This is a genomic window from Leclercia sp. W17 (assembly GCF_003336325.1).
GTDB lineage: Bacteria > Pseudomonadota > Gammaproteobacteria > Enterobacterales > Enterobacteriaceae > Enterobacter.
Map to the genome: position 1 here is coordinate 1391616 of NZ_CP031101.1, position 18480 is coordinate 1410095.

At 55.3% G+C, this 18480-nt stretch carries 20 protein-coding genes; 12 read left to right on the forward strand and 8 right to left on the reverse strand.

The genetic code is table 11. From position 1 onward, the window contains the following. Positions 1-52 precede the first annotated feature (52 nt). The 5 genes from argT (at position 53) to hisP (ending at position 4121) form a co-directional block, all read left to right on the forward strand. Positions 53-835 carry a lysine/arginine/ornithine ABC transporter substrate-binding protein ArgT gene (gene argT / locus DVA44_RS06850; protein ID WP_114386040.1) on the forward strand — a complete coding sequence of 261 codons (783 nt, stop codon included), beginning with the start codon at positions 53-55 and terminating at the stop codon, positions 833-835. 241 nt (positions 836-1076) lie between these two features. Further along, positions 1077-1859 carry a histidine ABC transporter substrate-binding protein HisJ gene (gene hisJ, locus DVA44_RS06855; RefSeq protein WP_032612831.1) on the forward strand — a complete coding sequence of 261 codons (783 nt, stop codon included), beginning with the start codon at positions 1077-1079 and terminating at the stop codon, positions 1857-1859. An 83-nt stretch (positions 1860-1942) separates the two neighbouring features. Further along, positions 1943-2629 carry a histidine ABC transporter permease HisQ gene (locus DVA44_RS06860; protein ID WP_103180501.1) on the forward strand — a complete coding sequence of 229 codons (687 nt, stop codon included), beginning with the start codon at positions 1943-1945 and terminating at the stop codon, positions 2627-2629. Continuing rightward, positions 2626-3339, forward strand: a complete 714-nt coding sequence (locus DVA44_RS06865; protein WP_103825161.1) for an ABC transporter permease — start codon at positions 2626-2628, stop codon at positions 3337-3339. Before DVA44_RS06860 ends, DVA44_RS06865 begins: the two co-directional genes overlap by 4 nt. Positions 3340-3347: 8 nt before the next feature. Next, positions 3348-4121: a histidine ABC transporter ATP-binding protein HisP gene (hisP, locus tag DVA44_RS06870; protein ID WP_114388377.1), complete on the forward strand. Its 774-nt coding sequence runs from the start codon at positions 3348-3350 to the stop codon at positions 4119-4121. A 56-nt stretch (positions 4122-4177) separates the two neighbouring features. Here hisP and DVA44_RS06875 read toward each other — a convergent pair whose 3' ends face one another. Genes DVA44_RS06875 through yfcG form a run of 4 tightly spaced genes read right to left on the reverse strand, consistent with a single transcriptional unit; the run spans position 4178 to position 6701 of the window. Then, entirely contained in the window at positions 4178-4687 is a 510-nt protein-coding gene (locus DVA44_RS06875; protein ID WP_114386041.1) for a GNAT family N-acetyltransferase, read from the reverse strand. Positions 4688-4744: 57 nt separating this feature from the next. Continuing rightward, complete coding sequence (locus DVA44_RS06880) at positions 4745-5638, reverse strand: TIGR01777 family oxidoreductase (RefSeq protein ID WP_114386042.1); 894 nt, start codon at positions 5636-5638, stop codon at positions 4745-4747. Between the two features lie 19 nt (positions 5639-5657). Then, positions 5658-6020, reverse strand: coding sequence for a dihydroneopterin triphosphate 2'-epimerase (gene folX, locus DVA44_RS06885; protein WP_103180493.1), 363 nt, complete (start codon positions 6018-6020; stop codon positions 5658-5660). 51 nt (positions 6021-6071) lie between these two features. Then, positions 6072-6701 (reverse strand): GSH-dependent disulfide bond oxidoreductase, encoded by a 630-nt coding sequence (gene yfcG / locus DVA44_RS06890; protein WP_114388378.1) that lies wholly within the window; start codon positions 6699-6701, stop codon positions 6072-6074. 144 nt (positions 6702-6845) lie between these two features. On the opposite strand from yfcG, the gene yfcF reads away from it, so the two are divergent. The 3 genes from yfcF to yfcD are packed head-to-tail and all read left to right on the forward strand — an operon-like array spanning position 6846 to position 8695. Further along, entirely contained in the window at positions 6846-7490 is a 645-nt protein-coding gene (yfcF, locus tag DVA44_RS06895; RefSeq protein ID WP_114386043.1) for a glutathione transferase, read from the forward strand. 55 nt (positions 7491-7545) lie between these two features. Continuing rightward, positions 7546-8097, forward strand: a complete 552-nt coding sequence (gene yfcE, locus DVA44_RS06900; RefSeq protein WP_139157087.1) for a phosphodiesterase — start codon at positions 7546-7548, stop codon at positions 8095-8097. Between the two features lie 55 nt (positions 8098-8152). Continuing rightward, positions 8153-8695: an NUDIX hydrolase YfcD gene (gene yfcD, locus DVA44_RS06905; protein WP_103825155.1), complete on the forward strand. Its 543-nt coding sequence runs from the start codon at positions 8153-8155 to the stop codon at positions 8693-8695. 54 nt (positions 8696-8749) lie between these two features. Here the strand turns inward: yfcD and pta are convergent, their stop codons facing one another. Together pta and ackA are read right to left on the reverse strand one after the other, a co-directional pair. Beyond that, positions 8750-10888 (reverse strand): phosphate acetyltransferase, encoded by a 2139-nt coding sequence (gene pta / locus DVA44_RS06910; RefSeq protein ID WP_103180485.1) that lies wholly within the window; start codon positions 10886-10888, stop codon positions 8750-8752. Positions 10889-10964: 76 nt separating this feature from the next. Further along, positions 10965-12167, reverse strand: a complete 1203-nt coding sequence (gene ackA / locus DVA44_RS06915) for an acetate kinase (protein WP_114386044.1) — start codon at positions 12165-12167, stop codon at positions 10965-10967. Between the two features lie 336 nt (positions 12168-12503). On the opposite strand from ackA, the gene yfbV reads away from it, so the two are divergent. The 4 genes from yfbV (at position 12504) to DVA44_RS06935 (ending at position 16127) form a co-directional block, all read left to right on the forward strand. Further along, positions 12504-12959 (forward strand): terminus macrodomain insulation protein YfbV, encoded by a 456-nt coding sequence (gene yfbV / locus DVA44_RS06920; protein WP_103825152.1) that lies wholly within the window; start codon positions 12504-12506, stop codon positions 12957-12959. 92 nt (positions 12960-13051) lie between these two features. Next, complete coding sequence (locus DVA44_RS06925) at positions 13052-13546, forward strand: YfbU family protein (RefSeq protein ID WP_103825151.1); 495 nt, start codon at positions 13052-13054, stop codon at positions 13544-13546. 11 nt (positions 13547-13557) lie between these two features. Then, on the forward strand, positions 13558-14217 hold the full coding sequence (locus tag DVA44_RS06930) for a sugar phosphatase (RefSeq protein ID WP_114386045.1): 660 nt from the start codon (positions 13558-13560) through the stop codon (positions 14215-14217). A gap of 77 nt (positions 14218-14294) precedes the next feature. Further along, entirely contained in the window at positions 14295-16127 is a 1833-nt protein-coding gene (locus DVA44_RS06935) for an SLC13 family permease (RefSeq protein ID WP_114386046.1), read from the forward strand. A 75-nt stretch (positions 16128-16202) separates the two neighbouring features. Here the strand turns inward: DVA44_RS06935 and yfbR are convergent, their stop codons facing one another. Together yfbR and DVA44_RS06945 are read right to left on the reverse strand one after the other, a co-directional pair. Beyond that, entirely contained in the window at positions 16203-16802 is a 600-nt protein-coding gene (gene yfbR, locus DVA44_RS06940) for a 5'-deoxynucleotidase (protein ID WP_103180476.1), read from the reverse strand. Between the two features lie 93 nt (positions 16803-16895). Then, on the reverse strand, positions 16896-18110 hold the full coding sequence (locus DVA44_RS06945) for a pyridoxal phosphate-dependent aminotransferase (RefSeq protein WP_114386047.1): 1215 nt from the start codon (positions 18108-18110) through the stop codon (positions 16896-16898). Between the last annotated feature and the right edge of the window lie 370 nt (positions 18111-18480).

Below are 18480 nucleotides of genomic sequence, written 5' to 3' on the forward strand. Positions count from 1 at the left end.
ACACACAACACAATCTATTACATAAGAAAATCACGACACTTGAGGGTAATGTATGAAGAAGACGGTTCTGGCTCTGTCTTTGCTGGTGGGATTAAGCGCTGCGGCAAGCAGCTTTGCGGCGCTCCCACAGAACGTACGTATCGGTACAGACGCAACCTATGCCCCGTTCTCATCGAAAGATGCGAAGGGGGATTTCGTTGGGTTTGATATCGACCTGGGAAATGAGATGTGCAAACGCATGTCCGTGAAATGTACCTGGGTGGGCAGCGACTTTGACGCGCTGATCCCGTCTCTGAAAGCCAAGAAGATTGACGCGATCATCTCCTCGCTCTCGATTACCGAAAAACGTCAGCAGGAGATCGCCTTCTCTGAGAAGCTCTACGCGGCAGATTCACGTCTGATTGCGGCGAAAGGCTCCCCAGTCCAGCCAACCATTGACTCGCTGAAAGGCAAGCATGTTGGCGTGCTGCAGGGCTCAACGCAGGAAGGCTATGCGAACGCCAACTGGCGTGAGAAGGGCGTGGACGTGGTGGCGTACCAGAACCAGGATCTGATCTATTCCGATCTGGCGGCAGGGCGTCTGGATGCAGCTTTCCAGGATGAAGTCGCCGCGAGCGAAGGCTTCCTGAAACAACCGGCAGGTAAAGAGTTTGCCTTTGCTGGCCCGTCCGTTAAAGACAAAAAATATTTCGGCGACGGCACCGGGATCGGCCTGCGTAAAGACGATGCCGAGCTGAAAGCGGCCTTTGACAAAGCTTTTAATGAACTGCGTAAAGACGGTACCTACGACAAACTGGCGAAGAAATACTTCGACTTCAATGTTTACGGCGATTAACCGGAACTGACGGGTGCGCACCATAATGGCTCCCCGTTATGGTGCGACAATGGCCTTTGCGAACCAGGATGGTGCAAATCGTGCGCCGCGTTGGTTATAAAGTGAATAGTTAAGCACTCGCAATGCACTTTTTCGCGCCTGCCGGGCATAATCTTTTGCCTTGCCGCGGCGATTAGTGGCACATTAAAGGCACCCTGTCGACGTTAAAATCCCGTAAGAAGACAGTCTGTTGAGGATAGATATGAAAAAACTGGTTTTGTCACTTTCTCTGGCTCTGGCCTTTTCCAGCGCTACCGCGGCATTTGCAGCAATTCCGCAAAAAGTTCGTATTGGTACTGACCCGACTTATGCTCCCTTCGAATCGAAGAATGCGCAGGGTGAACTGGTAGGATTTGATATCGATTTGGCTAAAGAGCTGTGCAAACGTATCAAAACAGAGTGTACCTTCGTTGAAAACCCACTGGATGCGCTGATCCCTTCGCTGAAAGCGAAAAAAATCGACGCCATTATGTCTTCCCTCTCTATCACCGAAAAACGCCAGCAGGAGATTGCCTTCACCGACAAGCTTTATGCAGCGGACTCGCGTCTGGTGGTAGCGAAATCTTCCGATATTCAGCCAACTCTCGAATCACTGAAAGGTAAACGTGTGGGCGTGCTGCAGGGCACCACTCAGGAGACCTTCGGCAACGAGCACTGGGCACCAAAAGGGATTGAAATCGTCTCTTACCAGGGCCAGGAGAATATCTACGCTGACCTGACTGCGGGCCGTATTGACGCCGCCTTCCAGGATGAAGTGGCTGCCAGCGAAGGCTTCCTGAAACAGCCGGTTGGTAAAGATTACAAGTTCGGCGGGCCGTCCATCAAGGACGAGAAACTCTTCGGCGTAGGCACCGGTATGGGGCTGCGTAAAGAGGATAACGAACTGCGTGAAGCGCTGAACAAAGCCTTTGCCGAGATGCGCGCCGACGGCACTTACGAAAAACTGGCGAAGAAATACTTCGACTTTGATGTCTACGGTGGTTAATCCCTCCACTTAATAACGTGCGGCCCCTCCCGTCCCGGGAGGGGAAAAGACACGGCTACACCACTCACGACAGGGCAGGCGGTATGCTGTACGGATTTTCTGGCGTAATTTTACAAGGCGCATTGGTCACCCTTGAACTGGCCCTCAGTTCGGTGGTGCTGGCCGTGTTAATAGGCCTTGCAGGCGCGGGCGCGAAGCTCTCTGCAAATCGGGCGATGGCGCTGCTGTTTGAGGGCTATACCACCCTGATCCGCGGGGTGCCTGACCTGGTGCTGATGCTGCTGATCTTCTACGGTCTGCAAATCGCCCTTAACGGCATTACGGATGCCATCGGCATGGCGCAGATTGATATCGATCCGATGGTGGCCGGTATCATCACCCTGGGCTTTATCTACGGTGCCTATTTTACCGAAACCTTCCGCGGGGCCTATCTCGCGGTGCCGAAAGGGCATATCGAAGCCGCTACGGCCTTCGGGTTTACCTCCTCACAGACGTTTCGCCGCATTATGTTTCCGGCCATGATGCGCTTTGCGCTGCCGGGGATTGGCAACAACTGGCAGGTTATCCTCAAAGCGACAGCGCTGGTCTCCTTACTGGGGCTGGAAGATGTGGTAAAAGCCACGCAGCTGGCAGGCAAAAGCACCTGGGAGCCGTTCTACTTCGCGATTGTCTGCGGGGTGATTTATCTGGTGTTTACCACCGTCTCCAATGGCGTGCTGCTGCTGCTCGAACGTCGCTATTCCGTGGGTGTGAAGAGGGCTGACCTGTGATCGAAATTATTCAGGAATACTGGAAATCCCTGCTGTGGACCGACGGATACCGCTTTACCGGTGTGGCGATCACCCTCTGGCTGCTGATTTCTTCTGTGGTGATGGGCGGGATCCTGGCGATTTTCCTCGCCATTGGCCGCGTCTCCAGCAATAACTACATCCGCTTCCCTATCTGGCTGTTTACCTACGTGTTCCGCGGTACGCCGCTCTATGTGCAGCTGCTGGTCTTCTACTCCGGAATGTACACGCTGGAAATCGTCAAAGGCACCGAGATGCTGAACGCGTTCTTCCGTAGCGGGCTGAACTGTACTGTGCTGGCGTTAACGCTGAACACCTGCGCCTACACCACCGAGATCTTTGCCGGCGCGATCCGCTCTGTGCCGCACGGTGAAATTGAGGCGGCGCGGGCGTATGGCTTCTCCTCCGTGAAGCTCTATCGCTGCATTATTCTGCCGTCGGCGCTGCGTATTGCGCTGCCTGCCTACAGCAACGAAGTGATTTTAATGCTGCACTCCACCGCGCTGGCCTTTACCGCTACCGTGCCGGATCTGCTGAAGATTGCCCGTGATATTAACTCGGCGACCTATCAGCCGTTTACCGCCTTCGGGATCGCAGCAGTGCTCTATTTAATCATCTCTTATGTCCTGATTAGCCTGTTCCGCAAAGCGGAAAAACGCTGGTTGCAGCATGTCAAACCTTCGACGCACTGAGAATGAAGATGGCTGAGAACAAATTAAACGTTATCGATTTGCACAAACGCTACGGCGAACATGAAGTGCTGAAAGGGGTGTCGCTGCAGGCGAATGCGGGCGATGTGATCAGTATTATCGGCTCCTCAGGATCGGGTAAAAGTACCTTCCTGAGCTGCATTAACTTTCTTGAAAAGCCGAGTGCCGGCTCGATTGTGGTCAGCGGTGAGAACATCAACCTGGTGCAGGACAAAGACGGTCAGCTGAAGGTGGCGGATAAACATCAGCTGCGGATGTTGCGTACTCGTCTGACGATGGTGTTCCAGCACTTTAACCTCTGGAGCCACATGACGGTGCTGGAGAACGTCATGGAAGCGCCGGTGCAGGTGCTGGGCTTAAGCAAGCAGGAAGCCCGTACCCGCGCGGAGAAATACCTGGCGAAAGTGGGTATCGACGAACGTCAGCAGATGAAATACCCGGTGCATCTCTCCGGCGGTCAGCAGCAGCGTGTCTCTATCGCCCGTGCGCTGGCGATGGAGCCTGAAGTATTGCTGTTTGACGAACCCACCTCCGCGCTCGATCCCGAGCTGGTGGGCGAAGTGCTGCGCATCATGCAGCAGCTCGCCGAAGAGGGGAAAACCATGGTGGTGGTGACCCACGAGATGGGCTTTGCCCGTAACGTCTCCAACCACGTGATTTTCCTCCATCAGGGCGTAATCGAAGAGCAGGGGCATCCGGATGAGGTATTAGGTAACCCGAAGAGCCCGCGTCTGCAGCAGTTCCTGAAAGGGTCTTTAAAGTAGTTTTTTGCCCGGCCAACAGAGTGTGTAGGCCGGGCAAACACAGTGCCGCCCGGCATTCAGGCCGCACTCACCTCCAGTCGGTACACCCAGTCGTCATACCGCGCCCCATTAATCTCATACGCTTTTTCCAGTACCTGGGTGCGCACAAAACCCGCTTTCTCTAACACCCGCACCGACCCGCCATTATCCGCCAGTACCCAGGCATTAACCGCCCTGACGCCCACCCGGATAAATGCGTATTCACACACGGCGCGCAGCGCCTCGCTGGCAATTCCCCGGCCCTGGGCGGCGGCAATCACGGTGTAGCCAATATCGGCCTCTTCAGGGTAGCGGGCGCTGATCTGCAGACCAATATCCCCCAGCGGGGTGGCATCATCATGGGCGCGGATCACAAAGGTGTGCGGGGCGGTAAGACGGGCGGCAAACAGGCGTCGGGTCTCTTTTTCCGGAGCGATCGTGGCCATATAGCGCATAATCTCCGGGGATTCACGCAGGGTATGGAAAAAGGGCCAGTCAGCGGGCTCAAAAGGGGAGAGCGTCAGCCGGGAAGTAGTAATTGTTGCCATCGAAGCGCCTTGAACAGGGAGCGGACGTAACAAATTAACACGGCTGACAGCGTAAATTTAACCTACCACATCTCCCAGGGCCTCTTCTAAGTCGTACCACCTGAAAGCAAAGCCGGAGGCTTCCAGGCGCTTCGGCAGCGCACGCTGGCCGCCCAGCACCAGCACGGAGGATTCCCCCATCAGCAGGCGGATAGCGGTGGCGGGCGCGCGAACTACGGCAGGGCGATGCACCGCATGGCCCAGCGCATGGGCAAACTGCTCGTTACGCACCGGGTAGGGGGAGACCATATTGAACGGGCCGCGCAGATCGTTATCCAGCAGCCAGAGAATGCCGTTGACCATATCGTCGATATGGATCCACGCCAGGTACTGACGCCCATTACCGACCGGGCCGCCAAGACCCAGCTTAAATACCGGCAGCATCTTGCCGAGAATCCCCCCTTTGGGGGCCAGCACCACGCCGGTGCGCAACAGGCACACGCGGGTCTTTTCGCTCTGCGCGCCGCAGGCAATCTGCTCCCAGCGGGCGCACAGTTTATGGGTAAATTCATTGTGCGGCGGCTCCTCTTCGGTCACCACCACTTCGCCTAAATCGCCGTAATAACCTGAAGCCGAACCGGAGATAAACACCGAGGGCGGCGTGTCGCTGGCCTTAACCATATCGACCAGCCGCTGGGTGATATTCCAGCGACTGTTGCACAGACGCTGTTTATGCTCTTTTGTCCAGCGCTTGTCGGCGATGGGCTCGCCTGCAAGATTGATGATGGCATCAAAGCCGTTAAGATCCTGGTGCTCCGTCAGCCCTTTCCAGATATCGATGCCGGAGCCGAGTAGCTGGCGCGCCTTCTCAGGGCTACGCGTGACCACAGTCAGCTCATGGCCCAATACCTGCAAACGTGGGATCAAATGCCGGCCAATCAGGCCGGTGCCGCCGGTTACCAGGATCTTCATACAACCTCCAGGGTTGCGCTTAGCGTTGCCAGCTTAACGTCATAGAGACGGAGTCGGCGTAACGCAGCGCGTGAAGTTTATCGATCTCGACTTCAGCATAGGTGACCCAGTGATGTTCGCGTGCGATATCCAGCACATCCTGAGTTAATTTTTCCAGCAAAGAGAAGCGGTTATTCTCAACCAGATGAATAATGCTCTTGGTAATGGTGCGATAGTTCAGCGCATCATTAATGTCTTCACTGGCGCGGGCTTTGTCTGCCGGATAGTGGATCGTCACGTTAATAACGATATCCTGGCGATTAGCACGCTCCTCTTCTTTGATTCCAATAAAGGTGCGCAGGCGTAAATTTTTAATACGAATAATTGCGTCTTGCTGGGACATTGCAGGCTTCCTCCGTGTCATTATCGACACCATAATACATGAGGAAAGCGTTTATATCTGCTGCACTTTTTGCATTGCACGCTCGGTTGCCGGGCGGGTGCGGATACGCTCAAACCAGTTGTTCACCGCAGGCCATAACGCCAGATCGACGCGATGGTTTTCATGGGTGTTGACCCACGGCCAGCAGGCGATATCTGCGATGCTGTAGTGTTCGCCCCCCAGCCACGGCGATTTTTCCAGCCGCTTATTCAACACATTATAAAGACGCTGCGTTTCGACCTGAAAACGTTCGATGGCATAGGCAATAGGCTGCGGCGCAGCATGGTTAAAGTGATAGTTCTGACCAATCATCGGCCCCAGGCCGCCAACCTGCCAGAAGAGCCACTGCAGCGTGACGTGGCGTTCGCGTAATTCCCCACTCAGCAGCTTGCCGGTTTTTTCAGCCAGATAGAGCAATATTTCGCCGGACTCAAACAGGCTCAGCGGGGTACCGCCATCCTCCGGATCGTGATCGACAATCGCCGGAATTTTATTGTTGGGGGAAATGGCGAGAAACTCGGGGCGGAACTGTTCGCCTTTACTGATATTGACCGGCAGGATGCGGTAGTCCAGCTGGGCCTCTTCCAGAAAAAGAGTGATCTTATGCCCGTTGGGAGTAGGGGCGTAATAAAGGTCAATCATCGCAACTCCTTTCATAGCGCTTTTTTCTGCATAGAATTGAGTATAGGTGGTGATGATAAATCGTGAGTTTTCATCAAGTGACAGCCGGGACAGGAGGTTATATTTTGGATATCTCTCCATCACCTGAAACCTTATGAGGACGTTATGAGCCAACCTGCGATTACCCTGTGGTCAGATGCCGACTATTTCTCACCCTACGTGATGAGCGTGTACATCGCGTTGGCCGAAAAGGGATTGCCCTTCGCCCTGAAGACCATCGACCTCAGCCGGGGGGAGAACCGGCAGCCGCAGTGGCAGGGCTACGGGCTGACCCGTCGCGTACCGATGCTTGAGGTGGATGGGTTTGAACTCAGTGAATCCTCTGCGATTACCGAATATCTGGAAGAGTGTTTTGCGCCGCCGGAATGGGAGCGGATCTATCCGCTCGATCTGCAAAAACGCGCCCGCGCGCGCCAGATTCAGGCGTGGCTGCGCAGCGATCTGATGCCCATCCGTGAAGAACGTTCTACCGATGTAGTGTTTGCCGGGGTGAAAAAACCGGCCCTGAGCGAAACTGCCCAGCGCACGGCAAGCCAGCTGATTGATACCGCCACCTCGCTGCTGGCCCACGGCAACCAGAATTTATTCGGGGAGTGGTGCATTGCGGATAGCGATCTGGCGCTGATGCTTAACCGCCTGGTGCTCAATGGTGACGACGTGCCGCAGCAGCTGGTGGATTACGCCAGCTTCCAGTGGCAGCGCGCCTCAGTGCAGCGTTATGTGGCGCTTTCAGCGAAGCGGGCTGGCTGATAAGGCCTGCTGATTCAGGTATGATGGGGCGGCTTTTCACTACAAGGAGTCACTGATGAAGCTGATGTTTGCATCGGACATTCACGGCTCGCTACCGGCGACCGAAAAAGTGCTTTCGCTGTTTAACCAGAGCGGGGCGCAATGGCTGGTGATCCTCGGCGATGTGCTGAATCACGGCCCGCGCAACCCGCTTCCTGAAGGCTATGCGCCTGCTGAGGTTGCAGAGCGGCTTAACGCTTTTGCCTCGCGCATTATCGCCGTACGGGGCAACTGCGACAGCGAAGTCGACCAGATGTTACTGGACTTTCCCATCACCGCCCCGTGGCAGCAGATCTTGCTGGAGGACTGCCGTCTCTTTATCACCCACGGCCATCTGTTTGGTCCGGATAATCTGCCCGCGCTGAATGCTGGCGATGTACTGGTTTATGGTCATACTCATATTCCGGTAGCCGGGAAGAAGGGCGACATTATTCATTTCAACCCTGGCTCCGTCAGCCTGCCTAAAGGCGGGTTTCCACCCAGCTATGGGATGCTGGAAGAGGGCCATTTGTGCGTTATGACGCTGAATGACAGCCAGGTTATTGCAGAGTCCAGGATTAATCCGTAACTTACTCCTCAACAGTAAACGCGCCGTGAGAGCGCTTTAAAGAGAAGGTTTCCCGATGGTGGAGCAGAGTCATTTGGCAAGTACTGAGTGGGTAGATATAGTCAGCGAAGACAATGAAGTCATCGCCCAGGCGAGCCGCGAGCAGATGCGGGCGCAGCGCCTGCGCCATCGCGCAACCTATATCGTGGTGCATGATGGTATGGGCAACATTCTGGTGCAGCGCCGTACCGAAACGAAAGATTTCATGCCCGGCATGCTCGATGCAACGGCTGGCGGCGTGGTGCAGGCCGATGAGCTGTTACTTGACTCCGCCCGCCGTGAAGCGGAAGAGGAGCTGGGGATTGCCGGTGTGCCGTTTGCCGAACACGGTCAGTTCTATTTTGAAGACAGCCACTGCCGCGTCTGGGGAGGCCTCTTCAGCTGCGTCTCCCACGGTCCGTTTGCGCTGCAGGAAGAAGAGGTCAGCGAAGTGTTCTGGATGACCCCGGCGGAAATCACTGCCCGTTGCGATGACTTCACGCCTGATTCGTTAAAAGCCCTGGCGCTGTGGATGAGCCGTAACGCCAACAACGAACCGGCTAAGCAAGAAGAAGCGTAAATGCGATAATAAAAAAGGCGACCCTGGGGTCGCCTTTTTACGTTTGGCAGCAGCTTACTGCTGTGAAGCCTGGATCGCGGTCAGTGCGATGGTGTAGACGATATCGTCTACCAGCGCGCCACGAGACAGGTCGTTCACTGGCTTGCGCATACCCTGCAGCATCGGTCCGATGGAGATCAGGTCGGCAGAACGCTGTACCGCTTTGTAAGTGGTGTTACCGGTGTTCAGATCCGGGAAGATGAACACGGTAGCACGACCGGCAACCGGCGAGTTAGGCGCTTTGGATTTGGCAACGTCAGCCATTACTGCGGCGTCATACTGCAGCGGGCCATCGATAACCAGATCCGGGCGTTTTTCCTGCGCCAGACGGGTGGCTTCACGTACTTTCTCTACGTCGCTACCTGCACCAGAGTTTCCGGTGGAGTAGGAGAGCATCGCAACGCGCGGCTCGATACCGAAGGCAATCGCGGAGTCAGCGGACTGAATCGCGATCTCTGCCAGCTGTTCAGCGGTTGGATCCGGGTTGATCGCACAGTCACCGTAAACGTAAACCTGTTCCGGCAGCAGCATGAAGAACACGGAAGAGACCAGAGAGCTGCCTGGTGCAGTTTTGATCAGCTGCAGCGGCGGACGAATGGTGTTCGCAGTGGTGTGAACAGCCCCGGAAACCAGACCGTCAACTTCGTCCTGCTCCAGCATCAGGGTACCGAGAACCACGTTATCTTCCAGCTGTTCGCGGGCAACGGCTTCGGTCATGCCCTTGCTCTTACGCAGCTCAACCAGACGGGCAACATAGCTTTCGCGCACCACTTCTGGATCCACGATTTCGATACCCGCACCCAGCTCAACGCCCTGGGACGCCGCGACGCGGGTGATCTCATCCGGATTACCCAGCAGCACACAGGTCGCGATGCCACGCTCGGCACAGATAGCTGCGGCTTTAACGGTACGTGGTTCGTCGCCTTCAGGCAGAACAACGCGTTTGCCCGCTTTACGCGCCAGCTCGGTCAGCTGGTAACGGAAGGCTGGTGGAGAGAGACGACGGCTGCGCTCGGAGGTCGCGGTCAGGGATTCAATCCAGTCAGGATTGATGCAACCGGCAACGTATTCCTGCACTTTCTCGATACGCTGGTGGTCATCAGCCGGCACTTCCAGGTTGAAGCTCTGCAGGCTCAGGGAGGTCTGCCAGGTGTTGGTGTTCACCATGAAGACCGGCAGGCCGGTAGCAAATGCGCGTTCGCACAGTTTGCTGACGCGTGGGTCCATTTCATAGGCACCGGTCAGCAGGATCGCACCGATTTCCACGCCGTTCATCGCGGCCAGACAGGCTGCAACCAGCACGTCAGGACGGTCAGCGGAGGTCACCAGCAGGGAACCTGCACGGAAGTGCTCCAGCATGTGCGGGATGCTACGCGCACAGAAGGTGACGGACTTCACGCGACGGGTATTGATATCGCCTTCGTTCACGATGGTGGCGTTCAGGTGACGCGCCATGTCGATCGCACGAGTGGCAATCAGATCGAAGCTCCACTGCACCGCGCCCAGCACTGGCAGCGGGCTGAATTCCTGCAGCTTAGCCGGATCGATTTTCACGATTTTCGCTTTGGAGGAGTCGTCGAAAATTTCGGACAGGTCAGGGCGGGTACGGCCTTGCTCATCAACCGGGGCGTTCAGTTTGTTCACAATCACGCCGGTGATGTTGCTGTTTTTTGCGCCGCCGAAGCTGCTGCGGGTCAGCTCAATACGCTCTTTCAGCTGTTCCGGGGTATCGGTACCCTGGGACATCACAAACACGATTTCCGCGTTCAGCGTCTTGGCGATTTCGAAGTTCAGAGACTGGGCAAACTGATGCTTGCGCGTCGGAACCAGGCCTTCTACCAGCACCACTTCCGCATCCTGGGCGTTAGCGTGGTAGTTAGCGATGATCTCTTCCATCAGCACATCTTTCTGGTTGCTGGAGAGCAGAGACTCAACGTGGCTCATCTTCAGCGGTTCAGCGGCTGGCAGGTTAGAGTTTGCACGAACAATTGTGGTGGTCTGGTCTGGTGCGTCGCCACCAGCACGTGGTTGAGCGATTGGCTTAAACACGCTCAGACGAACGCCTTTGCGTTCCATCGCACGGATCACACCGAGGCTGACGCTGGTCAGGCCTACGCTGGTTCCGGTCGGGATCAGCATAATAGTACGGGACACGATTTATCCTCTTTCGTTACCGCCGAAAACGGGCGGGCTTCAAAACAGCACCGCCAGCATTGCTGGCGGTGTGGAATCAGGCAGTCAGACGGCTCGCGTCTTGCGCGATAACCAGCTCTTCGTTGGTTGGGATAACCATTGCAAGCGTGGTGCCTTCTTTGTTGATGAAGCCAGACTTACCGAAGCGCGCGGCCAGGTTACGTTCATGGTCAACATCAAAGCCCAGCACGCCCAGTTTGCCCAGGGAGAGCTCGCGCACCATTGCCGCGTTCTCACCGATACCACCAGTGAAGACTACGCCATCCAGACGACCGTCCATCAGTGCAGTGTAAGAACCGATGTACTTGGCCAGACGGTGGCAGTAAACGTCCATTGCACGTTTAGCGTCTTCTTTCTCTGCGTAGTTGTCTTCAACGTAACGGCAGTCGCTGGTCACTTCGGTCAGACCCAGCAGGCCAGACTCTTTGGTCAGCATCTTGTTGATATCTTCTACGCTCATACCCAGGGTATCGTGCAGGTGGAAGATGATCGCCGGGTCGATATCACCGGAGCGAGTACCCATGACCAGGCCTTCCAGCGGGGTCAGACCCATAGAGGTATCAACACATTTGCCGTTACGGATAGCAGAAACAGAACCGCCGTTGCCCAGGTGGCAAGTGATGATGTTCACTTCTTCTACCGGCTTGTTCAGCATTTTTGCTGCTTCTTGCGTGACGTAGAAGTGGCTGGTGCCGTGTGCGCCATAGCGACGAACGCCGTGCTCTTTGTACAGTTTGTACGGCAGGGCATAGAGGTAAGACTCTTCCGGCATGGTCTGATGGAACGCGGTATCAAATACGGCCACGTTCTTGTCTTTCAGCTGCGGGAAGGCTTTCAGTGCTTCAGCGATACCGATCAGGTGAGCCGGGTTATGCAGCGGTGCAAAAGAGGCTGAGTCTTTGATGCCCTGAATAACGCTGTCATCGATGACCACAGATTTGGTGTACTTCTCGCCACCATGAACAATACGGTGACCGATTGCGGTCAGCTGAGCGGACAGTTCCGGTTTTTGTGCCAGGATAGTGTTAACGATAAAGTTCAGCGCTTCGCTGTGAGCGGCGCCTGCACCTAAAGCCGCTTCCTGTTTGCTGCCGTCCATTTTCCACTTCAGACGTGCTTCAGGAAGATGGAAACATTCGGCCAAACCAGAAAGGTACTCTTCACCGTTAAGCGCATCGATGATGGCGAATTTGAGGGAAGAGCTACCGCAGTTCAGAACCAGTACTAACTTACTCGACATGGAAGTACCTATTATTGATACGTGGCTAAAAAAACGTCAGTGAGTCCAGGATCGTAGCGCAAGATATCGCTGACATTTATGATTAACATCATGCCGGAAGGACATTCTGGCATCATGAAAAGAATACATATGATTTTATGCCATTTTGCGCATTTTTCCGGCAATGGCATAATATGCGATAATTTGACGAGTGAACGTTCCTCGTCTAAGGCCTTTGCAGGCCGGCACAGGATACCTGATACTGGGTAGCGCTGACAAAAGTTTTTGAACGTTGTCATGACCAGTTGTGGTTTTGCACGATTTTTTTAATCTTTATATGTGAAGTTGAGGTAAGCCATGTCGACACCCGAGCATCCATCCGTGAGCTTTTTTAGCCTTTTTCGCCGGGGGCAGCACTATGCAAAGACGTGGCCTCTGGAAAAGCGTCTGGCGCCCGTCTTTATTGAAAACCGCGTGATCCGCGCCACTCGTCACGCTATTCGCCTGATGCCGCCTCTCGCGGTCTTTACCCTGTGCTGGCAGATTGCGCTGGGCGGGCAGCTTGGCCCTGCCGTTGCTACCGCGCTGTTTGCCCTGAGCCTGCCGATGCAGGGGCTGTGGTGGCTTGGTAAACGCTCGGTCACACCGCTGCCGCCATCCGTGTTGTCCTGGTTCTATGAAGTACGCGGCAAATTGCAGGATGCCGGTCAGGCGCTCGCGCCGGTAGAGGGAAAACCCGATTATCAGGCGCTGGCGGATACGCTGAAGCGGGCATTTAAGCAACTTGATAAAACATTCCTTGATGACTTGTGATTGATCATCGAAACGATGATCAAAAGAAGGCACAGTAACCCACCGTTACCGTGTCTTTTTTTAAAGCTGCCATGCGCAACAGGAGTCGAAAGATGGAAATGACCCACGCTCAACGTCTGATTTTGTCCAATCAGTACAAAATGATGACGATGCTTGATCCCGACAACGCAGAGCGCTATCGCCGCTTGCAGACTATCGTCGAACGTGGCTTTGGTTTACAAATGCGCGAGCTGGATCGCGACTTTGGCGAACTGAAAGAAGAGACCTGCCGCCAGGTCATCGACATCATGGAGATGTACCACGCCCTGCATGTCTCCTGGACCAACCTGAAAGATGCCCAGACCATCGATGAACGTCGTGTCACCTTCCTGGGTTTTGATGCGGCCACCGAATCCCGTTACCTGAGCTATGTCCGCTTTATGGTCAATGTCGAAGGTCGCTATACCCATTTCGATGCCGGTACCCATGGCTTTAATGCCCAGACCCCGATGTGGGAAAAATATCAGCGCATGCTCAGCGTGTGGCACGCTTGCCCGCGCCAGTACCACCTGAGCAGCAACGAGATCCAACAAATTATTAATGCCTGACGGAGGTAGATGTGCAGTGTAAAGGTTTTCTGTTTGATCTGGACGGTACGCTGGTCGATTCGCTACCGGTTGTAGAACGCTCCTGGTGCCGTTGGGCCGACAGGCATGGCATTGACCATCAGGACGTACTGAATTTTATCCATGGCAAACAGGCCATAACCTCTTTACGGCACTTTCTCCAGGGAAAAAGTGAAGCGGAAATTCAGGCGGAGTTCACCTGGCTTGAGCAGGTCGAGGCTACCGATACCGACGGTATCACCGCGCTGCCGGGGGCACAGGCGCTGCTCACCCATCTGAATGAAGCGGCAATCCCCTGGGCTATCGTCACCTCCGGTTCGGTTCCTGTGGCCCATGCCCGCCATAAAGCGGCAGGCCTGCCGCTGCCGGAAGTCTTTATCACCGCGGAGCGGGTCAAGCGCGGCAAGCCAGAGCCCGATGCCTTCTTACTGGGCGCGGAGCTGCTTGGGCTGGCGCCTGAAGAGTGTGTGGTGGTAGAAGATGCCGCAGCCGGCGTGCTGGCGGGCCTCAATGCCGGAAGCCACGTCATTGCCGTCAATGTCCCCGCTAACTCGCCGCGTCTGGATGAGGCGGATTTTGTGCTCACCACGCTGGAGGCACTCGCCGTCAGCCGTGAGCCCGACGGGAATGTAACAGTCACCCGGAAAATGTAATCACATGATTTAGCCCCACATTGTTGGGGCTTTTTTATGGCACTATCTGATGCACTCTTTTCTGACAAGGATCTGTTGTGAACGGTGAACTTATCTGGGTGTTAAGCCTGCTTCTTATCGCCATTATTCTTTTTGCAACCGGCAAAATCCGCATGGATGCCGTGGCGCTGCTGGTGATCGTCGCTTTTGTGCTGAGCGGCACCTTAACCCTCCCGGAAGCCTTTTCCGGCTTTAGCGATCCCAACGTGATTCTGATTGCCGCCCTGTTTATTATCGGCGACGGCCTGGTGCGGACCGGCGTGGCAACCAGTATGGGCTCGTGGCTGGTGAGCGTGGCGGGCAACAGCGAGACCAAAATGCTGGTCTTTTTGATGCTCACCGTGGCTGGACTCGGGGCCTTTATGAGCTCCACCGGGGTGGTGGCTATCTTCATACCGGTGGTGTTGAGCGTCTCCATGCGCATGCAGATTTCGCCGTCGCGCCTGATGATGCCGCTGAGTTTTGCCGGGCTTATCAGCGGCATGATGACGCTGGTGGCGACTCCGCCGAACCTGGTGGTGAATAGTGAACTGCTGCGTGAAGGCCTGGACGGTTTCGACTTCTTCAGCGTGACGCCGCTGGGGCTGGTTGTCCTGGTGATAGGCATTGTCTATATGCTGTTAACCCGCTTTGCCCTGAAAAGCGAAAAGCAGGATAAAACCCGCGACGGCTGGAAGCGCCGCACGTTTCGCGATCTGATCAAAGAGTATCGTCTTACCGGGCGGGCGCGCCGTCTGGCGATCCGCCCCGGTTCACCGCTGATTGGGCAACGTCTGGATGATTTGAAACTCCGCGAACGCTACGGGGCCAACGTCATCGGTGTGGAGCGCTGGCGCCGTTTTCGTCGGGTTATCGTTAACGTAAATGGTGTATCGGAGTTTCGCGCCCGGGATGTGTTACTCATTGATATGTCTTCGGCAGAGGTCGATCTGCGCGAATTTTGCAGCGAGCAGCTGCTGGAGCCGATGGTCCTGCGCGGGGAGTACTTCTCCGATCAGGCGCTGGATGTGGGGATGGCCGAGGTCTCGCTGATCCCTGAGTCGGAGCTGCTCGGCAAAACCATTCGTGAAATCGGCTTTCGTACCCGGTACGGTCTGAACGTGGTGGGGTTAAAGCGCGACGGCGAGGCGATAGATGGCTCGGTGGTGGATGAGCCTCTGGAGCTGGGGGACATCTTCCTGGTCGTGGGTAACTGGAAGCTGATTACCCAGCTGGGGCAGAGAGGGCGAGACTTTGTGGTGCTTAACCTGCCTGTTGAGGTCAGCGATGCTTCCCCGGCCCACAGCCAGGCACCGCACGCCATTTTTTGTCTGGTGTTGATGGTCGCTCTGATGCTGACCGACGAAATCCCTAATCCGGTGGCGGCGATCATCGCCTGTCTGCTGATGGGGAAATTCCGCTGTATCGACGCTGAAAGCGCTTACAAAGCGATTCACTGGCCGAGCATCATTTTGATCGTCGGCATGATGCCCTTTGCGCTGGCGCTGCAAAAAACCGGCGGGGTCGATTTAGTGGTTAAAGGTCTGATGGAGTTGGGTGGCGGCTATGGCCCTTACATGATGCTGATGTGCCTGTTTGTTATGTGCGCCACGATCGGGCTGTTTATCTCAAACACCGCAACTGCCGTGCTGATGGCGCCTATTGCGCTGGCGATGGCGAAATCGATGGGAGTCTCGCCTTATCCGTTTGCCATGATGGTGGCGATGGCCGCTTCCGCGGCGTTTATGACGCCGGTGTCGTCACCGGTTAACACCCTGGTGCTGGGGCCGGGAAGATACAGCTTCAGCGACTTCGTGAAGCTCGGCGTGCCCTTCACGATCCTGGTGATGGTGGTGTGCGTAGTGATGATCCCGGTGTTGTTCCCGTTCTGACAGTTTTGCCCGGCGGCGCTACGCTTGCTGCCTGGAAACCGTAGGCACGGTAAGCGAAGCGCCGCCGGGCATAACTCACAACGGTGAATCCTGACTGATCTCATCCAGCGAGAGCTGGAAGCTCGGGACAAACACCTCCATGAAGTAGTCCATCTCCTCGCTACGGCGCGCTTCGAGCGTCTTCTCCAGACGCGTTTTCGCCAGTAAAAACTCGTGATTACCGGCAGAGAGCTCTTCCAGACACTTCAGGTAGGCGCAGAGCGCATCGGCCTGCTTCACAATGAAATGCTCCTCTTCGCTGTAGCTCTGCTCGTCTATTAACGGGGCAAAGATATCGCGAAGCTCGTCCGGCACCATGTCGACCAGCTTCTGCTGGGCGATTTTTTCAATCGCCTTGTACTCCTGGGCGATTTGCGAGTTGAAGTATTTCACTGGCGTGGGCAGATCGCCCGTCAGCACTTCTGAAGCATCGTGGTACATCGCCAGCAGTGCGATACGTTCGGCGTTTAGCTGACCATTGAACTTACGGTTTTTGATGGCGGCCAGCGCGTGAGCGACCATCGCCACCTGCAGGCTGTGTTCGGAAACGTTCTCGGTGCGCACATTGCGCATCAGCGGCCAGCGGTTGATCAGTTTCAGTCGGGAAAGATGGGCGAAGAAATGACTCTGACTCATAAGTTACCTTAAATCTGCACAGCGACAGGTTTCATTGTGAGGGGAGGGGCGGTGAGATGCAAATCGGGCTGCCAGTGGCAGCCCGAGAGTTGTTTACTGATGGTATCCGCCGAGGAAGCGTCCAAACCGGGTGATGGCCATTTCCAGCTCATCTTCACGCGGCAGCGTTACGATACGCACATGGTCCGGCCACGGCCAGTTAAATGCCGTTCCCTGTACCAGCAACACTTTTTCCTGCAGCAGGAAGTCGAGCACCATCTTCTGATCGTCAAAGATGTTGAAGCGTTTGATATCGATTTTCGGGAACATATAGAGGGCGCCGTTTGGCTTCACGCAGGAGACGCCCGGAATATCGTTGATCAGCTCCCACGCGCGTTGACGCTGCTCATACAGACGCCCGCCCGGCACGATAAATTCGCTGATGCTCTGATAGCCACCCAGCGCGGTCTGGATCGCATGCTGCGCAGGGACGTTGGCACACAGACGCATGGAGGCCAGCATCTCCAGCCCTTCGATATAGCCTCTGGCGTGTTTCTTCGGCCCGTTCAGCACCATCCAGCCCTGGCGGAAGCCCGCAACACGATAGGTCTTTGACAGGCCGTTAAAGGTAACGGTCAGCAGATCCGGCGCCAGCGCGGCAATAGAGTGGTGCTGCGCTGCGTCATACAGAATTTTGTCGTAGATCTCATCCGCGAAAATGATCAGGTTATGCTGGCGGGCCAGCTCGACGATCTCCAGCAGCAGCTCTTTGGAATAGACGGCGCCGGTGGGGTTGTTCGGGTTGATGATGACGATGCCGCGGGTGCGCGGCGTAATTTTGGCACGAATATCATCCAGATCCGGGAACCAGTCAGCCGATTCGTCACACAGGTAGTGCACCGCTTTACCGCTGGAGAGAGAGACCGCTGCGGTCCAGAGCGGGTAGTCCGGAGCCGGAACCAGCATTTCGTCACCGCTGTTCAGCAGGGCCTGCATCGCCTGGACAATCAGCTCGGAAACACCGTTACCAATATAGATATCTTCTACAGTCACATCGCGCATACCCTGCGCCTGATAGTGCTGCATGATGGCTTTACGCGCAGAGTAGAGACCTTTGGAGTCGCTGTAGCCTTGCGCCGTCGGCAGGTTGCGAATCACATCAACCAGAATTTCATCCGGTGCATCAAAACCAAATGGCGCCGGGTTGCCGATATTGAGCTTAAATACTTTATTACCTTCTTCTTCGAGGCGCTTTGCCTCTTTAAGAACCGGGCCACGAATGTCATAACAAACGTTATCTAACTTGCTGGATTTTTCGATGGGTGACATGAATCTTTGACCTTTTCACTGTTATTGCGACGTCCTGCCGTGGAGTCAGCACGAAACAATGTACTCCTCGAACGCCCGATTTTGAAGCGTTGGCAGAAGAAGATTTTGTGCATTGCTGACGGTTTGCTCTGAATCTTTTAACTATTTTTAAAGGGGTTAATCACTTTATTGTGTGTATTTTGGGGGATTGCTAGTGTTTTGTCCTATTACAGGTGTTTTTATATGGATTTTACGCTGTAAAAAAGGCGTGAATTGAGCGGCTTACGCTGGCGGTGCTACAGTTTACTGTAGTGATTTTTCGTAAAAGCTGAATGAAACTCACTGCTATTCGCTTTCCTGCCTTGGTAATGCTGCCAACTTACTGATTTAG

Excerpts from the sequence above, each read along its gene's own strand:
- argT (WP_114386040.1), top strand. The coding sequence starts at position 53 with ATGAAGAAGACGGTTCTGGCTCTGTCTTTGCTGGTGGGATTAAGCGCT.
- hisJ (WP_032612831.1), top strand. The coding sequence starts at position 1,077 with ATGAAAAAACTGGTTTTGTCACTTTCTCTGGCTCTGGCCTTTTCCAGC.
- DVA44_RS06860 (WP_103180501.1), top strand. The coding sequence starts at position 1,943 with ATGCTGTACGGATTTTCTGGCGTAATTTTACAAGGCGCATTGGTCACC.
- hisP (WP_114388377.1), top strand. The coding sequence starts at position 3,348 with ATGGCTGAGAACAAATTAAACGTTATCGATTTGCACAAACGCTACGGC.
- DVA44_RS06875 (WP_114386041.1), bottom strand. The coding sequence starts at position 4,687 with ATGGCAACAATTACTACTTCCCGGCTGACGCTCTCCCCTTTTGAGCCC.
- DVA44_RS06880 (WP_114386042.1), bottom strand. The coding sequence starts at position 5,638 with ATGAAGATCCTGGTAACCGGCGGCACCGGCCTGATTGGCCGGCATTTG.
- folX (WP_103180493.1), bottom strand. The coding sequence starts at position 6,020 with ATGTCCCAGCAAGACGCAATTATTCGTATTAAAAATTTACGCCTGCGC.
- yfcG (WP_114388378.1), bottom strand. The coding sequence starts at position 6,701 with ATGATTGACCTTTATTACGCCCCTACTCCCAACGGGCATAAGATCACT.
- yfcF (WP_114386043.1), top strand. The coding sequence starts at position 6,846 with ATGAGCCAACCTGCGATTACCCTGTGGTCAGATGCCGACTATTTCTCA.
- yfcE (WP_139157087.1), top strand. The coding sequence starts at position 7,546 with ATGAAGCTGATGTTTGCATCGGACATTCACGGCTCGCTACCGGCGACC.
- yfcD (WP_103825155.1), top strand. The coding sequence starts at position 8,153 with ATGGTGGAGCAGAGTCATTTGGCAAGTACTGAGTGGGTAGATATAGTC.
- ackA (WP_114386044.1), bottom strand. The coding sequence starts at position 12,167 with ATGTCGAGTAAGTTAGTACTGGTTCTGAACTGCGGTAGCTCTTCCCTC.
- yfbV (WP_103825152.1), top strand. The coding sequence starts at position 12,504 with ATGTCGACACCCGAGCATCCATCCGTGAGCTTTTTTAGCCTTTTTCGC.
- DVA44_RS06925 (WP_103825151.1), top strand. The coding sequence starts at position 13,052 with ATGGAAATGACCCACGCTCAACGTCTGATTTTGTCCAATCAGTACAAA.
- yfbR (WP_103180476.1), bottom strand. The coding sequence starts at position 16,802 with ATGAGTCAGAGTCATTTCTTCGCCCATCTTTCCCGACTGAAACTGATC.
- DVA44_RS06945 (WP_114386047.1), bottom strand. The coding sequence starts at position 18,110 with ATGTCACCCATCGAAAAATCCAGCAAGTTAGATAACGTTTGTTATGAC.